Origin of the sequence: Comamonas jiangduensis (assembly GCF_030162955.1) — a bacterium.
GTDB lineage: Bacteria > Pseudomonadota > Gammaproteobacteria > Burkholderiales > Burkholderiaceae_C > Comamonas > Comamonas jiangduensis.
The window spans coordinates 156,706-171,756 of sequence record NZ_JARXOV010000003.1; the positions used below are offsets into that span (position 1 = coordinate 156,706).

13 protein-coding genes are annotated in these 15,051 nt (G+C 59.5%); all 13 read right to left on the reverse strand.

Annotation, left to right across the window (positions count from 1 at the left end):
* Genes QEP12_RS03665 through mraZ form a run of 13 tightly spaced genes read right to left on the reverse strand, consistent with a single transcriptional unit; the run spans position 1 to position 14,983 of the window.
* A complete protein-coding gene (locus QEP12_RS03665) occupies positions 1-858 on the reverse strand; it encodes a cell division protein FtsQ/DivIB (protein ID WP_174863650.1) in 858 nt (285 codons plus the stop codon).
* Entirely contained in the window at positions 858-1,838 is a 981-nt protein-coding gene (locus QEP12_RS03670; RefSeq protein ID WP_284213368.1) for a D-alanine--D-alanine ligase, read from the reverse strand. Before QEP12_RS03670 ends, QEP12_RS03665 begins: the two co-directional genes overlap by 1 nt.
* Positions 1,835-3,268, reverse strand: coding sequence for a UDP-N-acetylmuramate--L-alanine ligase (gene murC, locus QEP12_RS03675; protein ID WP_284213369.1), 1,434 nt, complete (start codon positions 3,266-3,268; stop codon positions 1,835-1,837). The genes QEP12_RS03670 and murC overlap by 4 nt, the downstream gene beginning before the upstream one ends.
* The gene (murG, locus tag QEP12_RS03680; RefSeq protein ID WP_284213370.1) at positions 3,265-4,329 is read right to left on the reverse strand and encodes an undecaprenyldiphospho-muramoylpentapeptide beta-N-acetylglucosaminyltransferase; all 1,065 of its coding nucleotides are present in this window, start codon (positions 4,327-4,329) and stop codon (positions 3,265-3,267) included. The genes murC and murG overlap by 4 nt, the downstream gene beginning before the upstream one ends.
* Complete coding sequence (gene ftsW / locus QEP12_RS03685; protein ID WP_219163905.1) at positions 4,329-5,597, reverse strand: putative lipid II flippase FtsW; 1,269 nt, start codon at positions 5,595-5,597, stop codon at positions 4,329-4,331. Before ftsW ends, murG begins: the two co-directional genes overlap by 1 nt.
* Positions 5,594-7,495, reverse strand: a complete 1,902-nt coding sequence (gene murD, locus QEP12_RS03690; protein WP_284213371.1) for a UDP-N-acetylmuramoyl-L-alanine--D-glutamate ligase — start codon at positions 7,493-7,495, stop codon at positions 5,594-5,596. The genes ftsW and murD overlap by 4 nt, the downstream gene beginning before the upstream one ends.
* Before the next feature lie 5 nt (positions 7,496-7,500).
* Positions 7,501-8,679, reverse strand: coding sequence for a phospho-N-acetylmuramoyl-pentapeptide-transferase (gene mraY, locus QEP12_RS03695; RefSeq protein ID WP_284213372.1), 1,179 nt, complete (start codon positions 8,677-8,679; stop codon positions 7,501-7,503).
* The gene (locus tag QEP12_RS03700; protein ID WP_284213373.1) at positions 8,670-10,067 is read right to left on the reverse strand and encodes a UDP-N-acetylmuramoyl-tripeptide--D-alanyl-D-alanine ligase; all 1,398 of its coding nucleotides are present in this window, start codon (positions 10,065-10,067) and stop codon (positions 8,670-8,672) included. The genes mraY and QEP12_RS03700 overlap by 10 nt, the downstream gene beginning before the upstream one ends.
* Positions 10,067-11,563, reverse strand: a complete 1,497-nt coding sequence (locus tag QEP12_RS03705) for a UDP-N-acetylmuramoyl-L-alanyl-D-glutamate--2,6-diaminopimelate ligase (RefSeq protein WP_284213374.1) — start codon at positions 11,561-11,563, stop codon at positions 10,067-10,069. The genes QEP12_RS03700 and QEP12_RS03705 overlap by 1 nt, the downstream gene beginning before the upstream one ends.
* The gene (locus tag QEP12_RS03710) at positions 11,560-13,302 is read right to left on the reverse strand and encodes a peptidoglycan D,D-transpeptidase FtsI family protein (RefSeq protein ID WP_284213375.1); all 1,743 of its coding nucleotides are present in this window, start codon (positions 13,300-13,302) and stop codon (positions 11,560-11,562) included. The genes QEP12_RS03705 and QEP12_RS03710 overlap by 4 nt, the downstream gene beginning before the upstream one ends.
* Positions 13,299-13,580: a cell division protein FtsL gene (gene ftsL / locus QEP12_RS03715; protein ID WP_174863659.1), complete on the reverse strand. Its 282-nt coding sequence runs from the start codon at positions 13,578-13,580 to the stop codon at positions 13,299-13,301. The genes QEP12_RS03710 and ftsL overlap by 4 nt, the downstream gene beginning before the upstream one ends.
* Before the next feature lie 37 nt (positions 13,581-13,617).
* Positions 13,618-14,544 (reverse strand): 16S rRNA (cytosine(1402)-N(4))-methyltransferase RsmH, encoded by a 927-nt coding sequence (gene rsmH / locus QEP12_RS03720; RefSeq protein ID WP_284213377.1) that lies wholly within the window; start codon positions 14,542-14,544, stop codon positions 13,618-13,620.
* 10 nt (positions 14,545-14,554) lie between these two features.
* The gene (mraZ, locus tag QEP12_RS03725) at positions 14,555-14,983 is read right to left on the reverse strand and encodes a division/cell wall cluster transcriptional repressor MraZ (protein ID WP_174863661.1); all 429 of its coding nucleotides are present in this window, start codon (positions 14,981-14,983) and stop codon (positions 14,555-14,557) included.
* Between the last annotated feature and the right edge of the window lie 68 nt (positions 14,984-15,051).

Consider the following 15,051-nt stretch of genomic DNA (forward strand, 5'->3'; position numbering starts at 1 on the left):
TCAGTGTCTGCCCTCAGTAGGTCGTGTTTTTTTACTATCCTGTTGTTGCGCTGCAGCTTGGCGACGCGCCATCTCCAGCGCCTTCTCGCGTGACACCGTCGTCACGCCACGCAGTCGCAAGGCATAGCCATCGGGGTAGCGCAAATCCGCGTACTCCAAAGCTTCTGTTGTCCGTTGGTACTGCTGGGTAATTTGCGGCAAGGTGCGTACAAAGCGCTGAATGCGCTGCAGCACGTCTTGCTCCTTACCGCCACCCAATTCAATCTGCGCACCATTGTCCAGTTGCACCAGCCAGCTGCCACCATCGCGCAGCGTCAGGGCATCAATCGGTGGCGCGCCCATGTCTTTGAACGCAGGCTCAAGGGCATAGAACATGCGCAGCACATCCGCAGCCGAGCCCTGAGGACCAGAAAGGCGAGGCAAGCCTTCTCGCTCTACCTCGCCGACATTGGCCTCAAAAACTTCGCCCATGGTGTTCACCATGGAGGTGCCGGTGTCAGGTCCCCAATAGGCCTGGGCTTCATGCTCAAGCAAGATCACCCGCAGGCTGTTGGGGTACTCACGGCGTACCTCTGCTTGGCGTACCCAAGGTACCTGCTCGAAGGCCTCGCGCGCCTCTTTGAGATTGATGGTGAAGAAATTACCGGTGAGGTGCGGCGCCACATTGGCCCGCAAAGTCACGGCATTGTTGTGCACCAACTCACCCTCTACGACGATGCGTGCAATCGAAAAAGCCGGATGGCGCAGTGCCCACCAACTCACCACGGCCAGCAACAAGACGGCCACGCCCGCGAACATGGCCGTAGCGGTCACGTTCATGAGTTTGACGTCAAAAGGTGCTGACATGGAGTAGCTCATCAGATTGCGCGCTCCTGATGTAAATCGCTGTCCAGCGATGCTTGCGCCACCAGATGCAGGCACAACTGCTCATAGCTCATGCCCTGGGCGCGCGCAGCCATCGGCACCAGTGAGTGGCTGGTCATCCCTGGAGAGGTGTTGATTTCCAGCAAAAACGGCTGGCGATCGCTTTGGCGAATCATCACGTCTGCACGGCCCCAGCCACGGCAGCCCAGCGTGCGGAATGCTTTTTCCACAATCTGCTGAATGCGCAGCTCTTCCTCTGCAGGCAGGCCACTGGGGCAGTGGTACTGCGTGACATCGTTGAAGTATTTGTTCTGGTAATCGTAGTTACCATCGGGCGCCTCAATGCGAATTACCGGCAAAGCCTTGGCAAAACGGCCTTCACCCAGCACCGCGCACGTGGTTTCCTCACCGGCAATGAACTGCTCACACAGCACTTCATCGTCGTATTTGGCAGCCAAGGCATAAGCGGCAGCGCACTGGCTGGCATCCGTCACTTTGGTCAAGCCCATGCTGGAGCCATCACGCGCAGGCTTGACAATCATGGGCGCACCCAATCCGGCAAAGGCCTCGCAGGTTTCCTCAGCGCTGGCCACCATGCGCCAGTCCGGCGTGGGCAAGCCTTCAAAGCGCCAGATGCGCTTGGTCATGACCTTGTCCATCGCCATGCTTGAAGCCATCACACCAGAGCCGGTGTAGGGAATGCCCAGCAATTCCAAAGCACCTTGCACGGTGCCGTCTTCACCAAAACGGCCGTGCAAAGCGATGAAACAGCGGTCAAAACCTTGGAGCTTCAAGGCGCCCAGCTCTTGCTCGGCGGGGTCAAATGCATGGGCATCCACCCCTTGCGAGCGCAAGGCGTCCAGCACCCCTTGCCCGGACATGAGCGAGACTTCGCGCTCGGACGAACGGCCTCCCATCAGCACCGCGACCTTACCCAAAGCGTGCACGTCGATATTTTTCATGTTTTTGCTCATAACGCAGACCCCTTCTGCGCTTGCAGCTCTTTTTTCTCTAGCATTTCAACCAGTTGCGCAGGCACAGCGCCAATCGATCCAGCGCCCATACACAGCACCACATCGCCCGATCGCGCATTGTCCGCGATGACTTGGGGCAAATCGCTTATTTTCTCAATAAAAATGGGCTCTACGCGGCCTGCAACACGTACCGCGCGCGCCAAAGCACGGCCATCGGCAGCCACCACCGGCGCTTCGCCAGCGGCATACACCTCATTGAGCAGCACCACGTCCGCCTCGCCCACCACTTTGACAAAGTCTTCAAAGCAATCCCGCGTGCGGGTGTAGCGGTGCGGCTGGAACGCCAGTACCAAGCGTCGCCCAGGGAATGCCCCCCGTGCAGCAGCCAGTGTGGCGGCCATTTCCACGGGATGGTGCCCGTAGTCATCAATCACGGTGAATGTGCCGCCTTGTGCGCATGGCAGATCGCCATAGCTTTGGAAACGGCGCCCCACGCCCTTGAAACCTTCCAGGGCGCGCAACAGGGCGTCGTCCTCGATCTCCAGCTCCATGGCGATTGCCACAGCCGCCAAGGCATTGAGTACGTTGTGCTCGCCCGCCAAACTCAATCGCACATCCAGCGCGGGATAGGTTTGGCCGTTTTGGCGCAGCACCTTAAAACACATCTGCCCGTTTTCAGCACGCACATCCACCGCACGCACTTGCACATCTTCGGCAAAACCGTAGGTGGTCACCGGGCGTGCCAGCACGGGCAAGATATCGCGCACCGCGGGGCTTTCCGCGCACACAATGGCACGGCCGTAGAAAGGCATGCGGTGCAGAAAATCGACAAAGGCTTGCTTGAGCTTGCCAAAGTCGTGCCCGTAGGTTTCCATGTGATCCGCATCAATATTGGTAATCACAGCCATCACGGGCAGCAAGTTCAAAAACGATGCGTCAGATTCATCGGCTTCCACCACGATGTAGTCGCCATGGCCCAGCTTGGCGTTCGCACCCGCACTGTTGAGTTTGCCGCCGATCACAAATGTGGGGTCCAGACCCGCTTCCGCCAAAACGCTGGTCACCAAGCTGGTGGTTGTGGTTTTGCCGTGGGCACCCGCAATCGCGATGCCTTGCTTAAAGCGCATCAACTCCGCCAGCATCAGCGCGCGCGGCACCACGGGAATTTTGCGCGCACGGGCTTGCAGCACTTCAGGGTTGTCCGCTTGCACGGCCGTGGAAGTGACCACCACGTCCGCTGCTTGCACGTGCGCTGCATCGTGCCCCACGAAAGTCTGAATACCCAGTGTCTGCAGCCGCTGCAAAGTGGCGCTTTGTGCCAAGTCAGAGCCGGAGACGGTATAGCCGAGGTTGTGCAAGACCTCAGCAATACCACTCATCCCAGAGCCACCCAGGCCCACAAAATGGATGTTTTGAATGGCGTGTTTCATGCGGCGAGCTCCTCGCACGCAGCAACCACTTCACGGGTTGCATAAATCTTCTGCATCGTTTTAGCTTTAAGAGCAACGTTCAAGAGCGTTGGACGCTGCATATTCTGTAGCATTTCTGCCAGTTTTTGTGCATTCAGTGCAGGTTGTTGCAATAACCACCCACCGCCGGCTTCCACGATGAAGTTGGCGTTCGAGGTCTGATGGTCATCCACCGCATGTGGAAAAGGCACATAAATGGCTGCAGCACCTACCGCAGCGATCTCTGTAACGGTGCTGGCACCTGCCCGGCAGATCACCACATCGGCGTCGGCAAATGCCTGCGCCGTGTCGTCAATAAAAGGGGTCAGTTCGGCTTGCACGCCAGCGGCTGCATAGTTGGCCCGCAAGGCCTCAATCTGCTTGGCGCCACTTTGGTGCACAACGCTGGGGCGCGATGCCTCTGGAATCAAGGCCAACGCTTGCGGCACCACATCATTCAGCGCCTTGGCACCCAAGCTGCCTCCCACCACCAGCACCTTGAGCGGCCCTGTTCGGCCGTCGAAGCGCTGGGCCGGATCGGGTTGCCGCAAAAATGCTTCACGCAGCGGGTTACCCACCCACTGCGCTTGCTTCAAGGCCCCGGGGAATGCGCTAAAGACGCGATCCGCGACCGCAGCAAGCACTTTGTTGGCAGCACCTGCCACCGAGTTTTGCTCATGCAGCACGAGTTTTTTACCCGCCAGCACACCCATCATTCCGCCAGGGAAGGTGATGTAGCCGCCAAAGCCCACCAGCACATCGGGCTTGACGCGGCGGACCACCGCCAGCGCCTGCCAGAAAGCTTTGAGCAAACGCAGCGGCAGCAACGCCAGCGTCACCATGCCTTTGCCGCGTACGCCACCAAACTCAATGGTTTCCAGTGGAAAACCCTGCGGAGGCACCAGCCGTGACTCCATGCTCTCAGGCGCGCCCAACCAGTGCACGCGCCAGCCTTGCTCACGCAATGCTTGTGCCACAGCCAAGCCCGGGAAGATGTGTCCACCCGTGCCACCGGCCATGATCAAAGCGACTTTATCTTTCATTACTTTCTCATCCTCGGGCTGAGCAACTTGTTTTCGTAGTCAACGCGCAGCACCACGGCAATCGCCACCAAATTCATCAAAATGGCCGACCCCCCAAAACTCATCAACGGCAAGGTCAGGCCTTTGGTGGGCAAGGCCCCCAGGTTCACACCCATGTTGATAAAGGCTTGAAAGCCGAACCACAACGCCACCCCTTGCGCGACCAAGCCCGCAAACACACGATCCAATGCAATCGCTTCACGGCCAATCTCTGTAATGCGCCGGGTCAGCCATACAAAGGCGATGATCAAAGTGAGAATGCCGATAAAGCCAAACTCCTCGCCGATCACCGACAGCAAAAAGTCGGTATGCGCTTCAGGCAACCAGTGCAGCTTTTCCACACTGCGCCCCAGGCCCACGCCAAACATCTCGCCACGACCAATGGCAATCAGGGCGTGCGACAGCTGGTAGCCCTTGCCCAGCGCGTGATCGGCCGAAAAAGGATCCAGGTACGCAAAGATGCGCTCACGCCGCCACGGGGAGAACGCAATCATCAGCATGAAAGCGCCCACCACCAGCGCAGCCATCAGGAAGAACATGCGGGCGTTCACCCCGCCCAGAAACAGAATGCCCATGGAGATCACCACAATCACCATGAAAGCGCCCATATCTGGCTCTGCCAGCAACAGCACACCAACAAAGAAGACCGCCGCCGCCATGGGCAGCACAGCGCGAAAGAAGCGCTCCTTCACATCCATGCGGCGCACCATGTAGTCCGCGGCATAGACCAGCACCGCAAACTTGGCCAGCTCTGAGGGCTGGAAATTCATGATGCCCAGTGGCAACCAGCGCCGCGCACCATTGACCACCAGGCCAACCCCGGGCACCAGCACCATGACCAGCAAAAACAGCGCTAGCAAAAACATGGGGATCGCCAGGCGCTCCCAGGTCTTCATCGATATCTGAAACGCCAGCAACGCCGCCACAAAGCCCACGCCCAGCGCCAGCGCATGGCGCAGCAAGAAGTGATAGTGCTCAATCTTGCCAAAGCGGGGGTTGTCCGGCATGGCAATCGATGCGGAATACACCATCACCAGGCCCCACGCCAGCAAACCGATGACGACCCAGATCAGCGATTGATCCAAGCCCAGCGCTGTCGGGGGCAGCGCACGTGTTTTGCGGTATTCCGTACCGCCCACGCGCACCGGCAAAACGTCCACGGGCTTGTCCACCGTTCCGCGGAACCAGCCCTGTACACGCTCGCGCACTTGGATCAGCTTGGCGTTCATCCCGCGTGGCCCTCCAGCACTTGGCCGGCGTCATCAGCCAGCACTTGCACCGCATCGATAAAAGCCTGGGCACGATGGGCGTAGTCACGGTACATGTCCATGCTGGCGCATGCAGGGCTCATCAGCACCGCATCACCTTCTTTGGCGTGGGCTGTAGCCAACTGCACGGCTTGCGCCATGTCGGCAGCATGGAGCAGGGGCACCCCCTCGCCTTGCAGCGCTTGCTGGATCAGGGGTGCATCGCGGCCAATCAGTACCACGGCACGCACGTAGCGTGCCACCGGGGCGGCCAGCGGCGCAAAGTCCTGGCCTTTGCCCAGTCCGCCCAAAATCAGCACGATGCGGCGGTCGGCGCCCAGCCCGGTAAGGGCGGCCACGGTGGCGCCCACGTTCGTGCCTTTGCTGTCGTCAAAGTACTCCACGCCGTTGACCATACCGATGGGCTCAACCCGGTGCGGCTCGCCACGGTATTCACGCAGGCCATACAGCATGGGCGCCAAGGGTGCCCCTGCAGCCTGCGCCAAGGCCAGCGCCGCCAGTGCATTCGTGGCGTTGTGGCGACCGCGAATGCGCAACGCATCGGCAGGCAGCAAGCGCTGAATGACCAGGTCTTCCTGAGGATCACGGGATTTGCGGCCCGCGTTGTCCACGTCCATGGCACGCACCAACCAAGCCATTCCGGCGACCACTTCAATGCCAAAGTCACCGGGGTTGCGCGGCAGGTCTGCACCGAAGGTCAGGTGCGCACGCAACTGCGGCTTGTGCAGCTTGACCTTCACGGGCGGAGGCAGCATCTCCATCACCACGCGGTCGTCACGGTTGAGCACCATCAAGCCGGTCTCACCAAAAATGCGCGCCTTGGCTGCGGCATAGGCCTGCATGCTGCCATGCCAGTCCAGGTGGTCTTGGGTAATGTTGAGCACCACGGCCGCCGTAGGCTCAAAGCCCTGCACACCGTCGAGCTGAAAGCTGGACAACTCCAGCACCCAGGCCTGGGGCAAATCGTGCGCATCAATCCGGGCGCTCAGCGTATCGAGCAAGGTGGGGCCAATATTGCCTGCCACTGCCACGCTGATGCCTGCGTGTTCCAGCAATTTGCCGGTCAGCGATGTGACGGTGGTTTTGCCGTTCGTGCCGGTAATTGCCAGCACCTTGGGCGCGTAGCCGTGGGCTGTGGCCATGCCTTGCAAAGCGGCGGCAAATAAATCCAGCTCCCCGCCCACCGGCAGGCCGATGGCACGGGCCGCATCCACCACGGGCGCCATCACCTCAGGGGACAAGCCTGGTGAGCGGTAAACCGATGTCAGGTTCTGCCCCTGCACCAACGCCGCTGACAGCGCACCGCCGACAAAGCGTGCGTCAGGCATTTCGGCGTGCAGCGCGGCCAGCTGCGGCGGCGCTTCGCGCGTATCCGCAACCGTGACGTGCGCGCCCGCGCGTGTGCACCAGCGGGCCATGGCCATGCCCGATGCGCCCAGTCCCACAATCAGCACACGCTGACCTTGCAGGTGCTGGGCTTGGCCCAATGGCCATTGCGCAGGCACGGGAGGCAGTTCTACCTGGGGTTCTTGCGGCACCGCTTGCGCCGCCGTGACCGGTGCATCGGCCTCATCCGAAACACTGGGGTCGGTAAAAATTTGCGCCACGAAAGCCGCTGCGTCTTTGGCCGCACTCAAGGTGGCTACATCAGGCACCGGTACGGCCCAGGCTGCAGAAACTTCCGTTTTAGGAGCGCCTTGCGCTTGCTCTTCCTGACATTCAGCATCATTTAGACCTGAAACTAAGGATTCTTCAGCGCTAGCAGCTCCTAAATTTTCAGCCTGCAACAGCGCTTCATCTGCGGCTGCCGCTGGGAAGTCTGCCGGTGGCATCTGGGGTGGGAAGTCTTCGGTCTGCATGTTGCTTACCTCAGCTTCAGCGTGGACAGGCCAATCAGGCACAGCAGCATGGTGATGATCCAGAAGCGGATCACCACCTGCGTTTCCTTCCAGCCACTCTTTTCAAAGTGGTGGTGCAAAGGTGCCATCTTCAGCAGACGGCGGCCTTCGCCGTAGCGTTTTTTGGTGTACTTGAACCACATCACCTGCAGCATCACCGACACCGCCTCGGCCACAAAAATGCCACCCATGATGGCCAGCACAATCTCCTGGCGCACGATCACGGCAATCGTGCCCAGCGCGCCGCCCAGCGCCAGCGCTCCCACGTCACCCATGAAAATTTGCGCAGGGTGGGCGTTGAACCACAAAAACGCCAAGCCCGCACCGGCCATGGCGCCACAGAAAATCATCAGCTCGCCCGTGCCGGGAATGCTGGGGAAGTGCAGGTATTTGGCGTAATTGGCGTTGCCGGTCACATAGGCAAAAATGCCCAGTGCCGTGCCCACCATGATGACGGGCATGATGGCCAGGCCATCCAGGCCGTCGGTCAAGTTGACCGCATTGCTGGCGCCCACAATCACCAAATACGTCAAGATCACAAAGCCCAGCACACCTAACGGGTAGCTGATTTCCTTGAAAAACGGCACTTGCAGACCTGCTTGCGGCGGCAAATCCATCGAAAAGCCCGATTGCACCCAGGTTACAAACAGCTCAAACACGCGGCTGTTGGAATTCTCCGAAATGCTGAACACCAGGGCCACCGCAGCAATCAGGCCAATCACCGACTGCCAGAAATACTTCTCGCGCGAGGGCATGCCTTCCGGGTCTTTGTTGACCACTTTGCGCCAGTCATCCACCCAGCCGATGGCACCAAAGCCCATGGTGACCAGCAGCACAATCCAGACAAAGCGGTTGGAGAGGTCAAACCACAGCAGGGTAGACGTGGCAATCGCAAACAGGATCAGCACGCCACCCATGGTCGGTGTGCCGTTTTTGACCAAGTGGGTTTGCATGGCATAGCCACGCACAGGCTGCCCCACCTTCAAGGCCGTCAGCATGCGGATGGCCTTGGGGCCCACATACAAACCAATGGCCAGTGCCGTCACCGCAGCCATCACCGCACGGAAGGTGATGTACTGCACCACCCGCAAAAAACTAAAGTCAGGCGACAGAGACTGCAACCATTCCGCCAAGATCAGCAGCATGCTGCGCCCTCCCCACAAGCACGCTCCAGCGCCTGCACCACTTGTTCCATCTTCATACTTCTCGAACCTTTAACCAGCACACTGCCGGTTTGCCCCATATGGGCTTGCACCGCTGCGATCAACGCTGCCATATCTTCAAAATGTGTAGCACCCCGCCCAAATGCAGCAACGGCATGCTGCATTTTTGGGCCTAAGGCCATAAAAGTTTCAATACCCGCTTGCTGGGCACGGGCACCGACTTCGGCGTGAAAGGCGGGGCCTTGGTCGCCCACCTCGCCCATATCACCCAGCACCAGCAGATGCGGCCCAGGCAGCTCTGCCAGCACCGCAATCGCGGCTTGCACCGAGTCAGGGTTGGCGTTGTAGGTGTCATCCACCACATCAATGCGCCGGCCCGCGCAGACCACCGAGGTCGAGCGCGAGCGGCCTTTGACAGGGCTGAATGCACTCAAACCCCGCGCAATCGCCGCCAAGGGCACGCCTGCAGCCAAGGCACATGCCGTAGCGGCCAGCGCATTGCGCACGTTATGGCGGCCTGCGATGTGCAGCGCGCAGTCAAAACTGCCTTGTGGCGTTTGCACCTGCACCTGCCAGGCGCTATCGGCCCATTGCGCCTTGGTGCTGCGCACGTCGGCCGCTTCGCCGCCAAACGTCAGCACCTTGCGGCCTGCGGCCAGCTTGTGCCACAGCGGGGTAAATGCTTCATCGGCAGGAAATACGGCCACGCCATCCTTGGGCAAAAAGCCCAAGACGCTACCGTTCTCTTCCGCCACCGCCTGCACGGTGTGCATGAACTCTTGGTGTTCACGCTGGGCGTTGTTCACCAGCGCCACCGTCGGCTGGGCAATGCGTGCCAGCTCGGCAATTTCGCCCGGGTGGTTCATGCCCAGTTCCACCACGCCCAGCTGGTGCGCGGCACTCAGGCGAAACAGGGTCAGCGGCACACCAATCGCATTGTTGAAATTGCCTTGGGTGGCAAACGCCGCATCACCCGCTTGCGCGTGCAAGATGCTGGCAATCATTTGCGTGACCGTGGTTTTGCCATTGCTACCTGTCACGGCAATCAAGGGCAGGCCAAACATGCTGCGCCAACCTGCGGCCAAAGCACCCAAGGCTTGGGTGGTGTCTGGCACTTCAATGCCAGGCAAACCTAAAGCGTCCAAACCACCATGTGCCAACGCAGCCGCAGCCAAGCCCTGCGCCTTGACCTGGGGCAAAAATGCATGGGCATCCATGCGCTCGCCTTGGAGCGCCACAAACAAGTCACCACTTTGCAAAGTGCGGCTGTCCGTATGCACACGCAGCACGGGCGTAGCGCCATCTCCCACCAGTCGCGCCTGCGGCTGGAAGGCCTGGATCCACTGCCATGCCTGTTGCAAAGTCATCATTACTTCTGTCCTTCTCGCTGGGCCAAGGCTTGAGACGCCTTGTCCATGTCAGAAAACGGGTGCTTCACACCCTGAATTTCCTGATAGTCCTCATGCCCCTTGCCTGCCAGCAGCACAACATCACGGTGTCCTGCCAGGGCAATCGCTTGCTCAATGGCTTGGGCGCGATCCACCACCACATGCACGCCCTGCAGTTGCATACCGGCCGTGATGTCTGCGACGATGGCCGCAGGCACCTCACCCCGGGGGTTGTCACTGGTGACCCAGACCACATCGGCTTGCCGCTGCGCGGCCTGGCCCATCAAGGGGCGCTTGGTGGCATCGCGGTTGCCGCCGCAGCCAAACACGCAATGCAGCTGGCCGCCACGCGCTTGCGCTACGGGTTGCAAGCCTTTCAAGGCTTGCTCCAAAGCGTCCGGCGTATGGGCGTAGTCCACCACCACCAGGGGCTGCTGTGCTTGGGCAATTTGCTGCATGCGGCCGGGCACCGGCTCCAAATCCATGCAGGTGCTCACGGCATCTGCCAAGCTCACGCCCAGGGTGCGCAAGGTGGCCAGCACGCCCAGCATATTGCTCACGTTGTACTGGCCAATCAACCCGGTTTCCATCGTGAAAACTTGGGTGCCTTCTTGCACTTCAAAGCTCAAGCCCCGCAAGCCATGACGCACATGGCGTGCTTGCAGACGTGCGGGGTTCTCTACCGCCACCGTCCACACATCCAGGCGGTTTTCGGCTTGCAGCTGGGCGGCCAAACCCATGCCGTGCGCATCATCGACATTGATCACAGCTGCTTTCAAGCCTTGCCATGCAAACAGCTTGGCCTTGGCTTGCCAGTAGGCCTGCATGCTGCCGTGGTAGTCCAAGTGGTCTTGGGTGAAATTGGTAAAGATGGCTGTGTGCATCTGCGTGCCATCAAGGCGGTGTTCCTCCAAGCCAATTGAAGAAGCCTCGATCGCGCACGCAGCAATGCCTTGCTGCACATAGTCTGCAAAAGCGTACTGCAAGCATACCGGGTCAGGCGTGGTCATGCCCGTACTCACCACCTTCGGCGGCACGCCAATGCCCAGGGTGCCTACCATGGCGCAGCCCTTGCGTGCTCCCTGCTGGTAGTGCGCCAAAGCATGCGCCAGCCACCACGCCGTCGATGTTTTGCCGTTGGTCCCCGTCACGGCCAGCACTTGCAACTGCGCTGAGGGATGCTTGCACCAGAGGGCTGCGATCTCCGCAGTGGCAGCTTTCAAACCTAAAAAGCTAGCTACGGGCCCTTGCAAATCAAAGGCTTCCATGCCTTTGTGCTCTACCAGACATGCCACCGCACCACGTGCCAATGCGGATGCCACGTGCTCTCGCCCATCCGTCACGCCTCCCGGCCAGGCAATAAACCCGTCACCAGGCTGCACCAGGCGGCTGTCTGTACGCAGTTGCCCTGTCACGCGGGCACGCAGCCAAGCATGGGCTTGCTGCAGGTCATTTAATAATTCAGGCGCGCTGCTCACAGCGACTCCTCCACAGGGTTGGCAACAATTTGGGGCTGTACCGCCATGTCAGGAGCCACACCCAAAAGTCGCAAACTCTGCTGAACCACCGTGCTAAAAACAGGCGCAGCCACAGCACCACCGTAGATGGTGCCGTTGCTGGGCTCATCGACCATCACCGCCACAATCACACGCGGATTCTCGATCGGCGCCATGCCGGTAAACCAAGCGCGGTATTTTCCCGCGGCGTAGCTCTTGCCGACCTGCTTGCGAGCGGTACCCGACTTGCCACCGACGGAATAACCCACCGTCTGGGCCCGCTGGCCCGTGCCACCGGGGCCTGTCGCCAAAGCCAGCATCTTGCGCACCTGCTCCGCCGTGCGCTCCGAAAAGACCGGCACGCCCACTGGCGGCTTGTCCAACTTCAGCATGGTCGCCGGAATGACGTGACCGCCATTGGAGAACACGGTGTAGGAGCGCGCCATTTGCAGCAAGCTGGCCGACAAACCATAGCCATACGACATGGTGGCCTGCTCTACAGGGCGCCACGTCTTATAGGGCCGCAAACGGCCACTGGCCGCACCGGGGAAAGAAATTTGCGGCTTTTGACCAAAACCCACCGCAGAGAAGGTCTCCCACATCTCTTTGGCCGTCAGTTGCTGCGAAATTTTGGTGGTACCCACGTTGGATGACTTCTGAATCACCCCTTCCACGGTCAACAGGCCGTAGTTTTTGGTGTCAGAAATGGTGGAGCCCGTGACATTGATGCGGCCTGGGGAGGTGTCGATCGTCGTCGTCGGCCGCACCTTGCCGCTTTCCAGCGCCACACCCACGGTGATGGGCTTGATGGTGGAACCCGGCTCAAACACATCCGTAATCGCACGGTTACGCAATTGCTCACCCGTCAAGCGTTTGCGGTTGGAAGGGTTAAAGCTCGGATAATTGGCCAGCGCCAAAAGTTCGCCGGTTTTGGCGTCCATCACCACCACCGTACCGCCCACGGCCTTGTGCGCAATCACCTGCTCTTTGAGTTTTTGATACGCAAAAAACTGGATTTTGCTGTCGATGGAAAGCTGAATATCACGGCCATCAATCGGAGGAATTTCTTCCCCCACGCCCTCTACCACGCGCCCCATGCGGTCCTTGATCACCCGGCGTGAGCCAACCTTGCCTGCCAGGTCTTTTTCAAAGGCCAGCTCCATGCCTTCCTGGCCTTTGTCTTCCACGTTGGTAAAGCCAACGATATGCGCAGCCGCTTCACCTTCAGGGTACTGGCGCTTGTACTCACGAGACTGATAAATACCCTTGATGCCCAAGGCCTTGATCTGCATGCCCACGTCCCAGTCCAGCTGACGCTTGAGCCAAACAAAGCTCTTGTCCTCCGCCAACTTTTTCTTCAGTTGATCCAAAGGCATATCCATCAACTTCGCCAACTGGGGCAACTTGGCCAAGTCTTCGGGCGAATTCTTCTCTACGTCTTCGGGGATCGACCAGATACTGGCGGCAGGCACGCTGGATGCCAGGATCAAGCCATTGCGATCCAAAATACGGCCGCGATTCGCGGACAGCTCCAAGGTGCGTGCAAAACGCACCTCACCTTGGCGCAAGAAAAAGTCGTTATCAATCACCTGCACCCAGGCCGCGCGCGCAGCCAAACCGACGAATGCAAACACCACGCAAGCCATCACAAACTTGCTGCGCCAAGCGGGCGTTTTGCTGGCCAGCAAAGGGCTGGATGCGTAATTCAGGCCGCGCCTCACTGCACACCCCCAACTTGCTGGGTGTCATGCACATAGTGCGTGATAGCGGGCGAAGCGCCTTGCAAGCCCTGTGCAACCGCCAATGCTTCGATGCGCGAGGGTGAAGACTGGGCACGCAACTCCACTTGGAGACGCTGGTACTCCGTCTCTAAATTGCGGGATTCATTGGTGGCGCGGTGCAGCTCTGTAAAAAGTCGGCGCGACTCGTACTGGGTTTGCACCAGATAGAGTGCACTCAACATCACGGAGACCAGCAACAAGAAGTTCAGGCGCAGCATGCCGCCCTCCTTGTCTGGCGCAGCCGTACACGGGCTGTCATGCAGGCACCTCGGTACGTTCAGCCACACGCATCACAGCACTGCGAGAACGCGGGTTGGCATCGACTTCCGCCTTGCTGGGCTTGATACGCTCCAGCGCCTTCAAGCGCATGGGCTTGGGTTCTGCAAATGGGGTGCGGCGGTCATACACCTCTTTGGAGTGCTCCGCGATGAACTGCTTGACGATACGGTCTTCCAGCGAGTGAAAGCTAATGACCGCCAAACGACCGCCCGGTTTGAGCACGCGCAAGCTGGCCGCCAGCGCCTCTTCCAGCTCCACCAACTCCGCATTGATAAAAATGCGCAGTGCCTGGAAAGTACGTGTCGCGGGGTTTTGACCATCGCGGCTTTTCACCACCTTGCCTACCAACTGTGCCAATTCGGTGGTGGTTTGCAAAGGGCCATGGGCCTCGCGGTGCGCCACAATCGCCTTGGCCACGGGGTAAGCGAGACGTTCTTCACCGTAATCACGGATGACATCCGTGATCTGCTGCACCTCGGCATCTGCCAGCCACTCGGCCACGCTTTGGCCCCGGGTGGTGTCCATGCGCATATCCAAAGGGCCATCAAAGCGAAAACTGAAACCGCGATCAGCTTGGTCGATCTGGGGGGAACTCACCCCCAAATCCATCAAGATGCCATCGGCACTGGCATCTGGCAATTCGCTGATATTGCGGAACCCTTGGTGACGAATAGAAAAACGGGCGTCTTGGATACGTCCGGCTTCTGCAATCGCCAGCGGGTCTTTGTCAAACGCAATCAGCTGCCCCTGCGGGCTCAGCCTGGAGAGGATGAGTCGCGAGTGGCCTCCACGGCCAAAAGTGCCATCGACATAAGTGCCATGCGCAGCAGACGGATCATTTCCCAGCAAGGCGTCTACCGCCTCGTTCAGTAAAACTGTGATGTGTTGGAGGGGCTGATTCAAAGCGCACCCTTTAGAAAGCGAAATCTTGAAATACGTCGGGCATGGGCGCTTGCATGGCTTGCGCCTCATGGGCTTCATAAGTGGCTTTGTCCCAAAGCTCGAAGTGATTGCCCATGCCAAGCAAGATCACCTCTCGATCCAGGCCTACTGCTTGGCGCAACTCTGGAGAGACCAGCACGCGGCCCGTGCCGTCCATGTCTACATCCATGGCATTGCCCAAGAAGATGCGCTTCCACCACTGCGCCGACATGGGCAATTGGCCAATGCGCTCACGAAACAGCAGCCATTCAGAACGCGGAAAGAGCATCAGACATCCGTGGGGATGTTTGGTGATAGTGATCTGGCCTTGTGCTTGGGAAATCAGGGCGTCACGATGCCGGGTCGGTATGGATAACCGGCCCTTGCCGTCGAGATTCAGCGAAGAAGCCCCTTGAAACACGATCGATCACACCCCGTTTACTTGGGCCTTGAGCGCCCTTCACAGGGCGTTTCAGGCAATTTGCACCA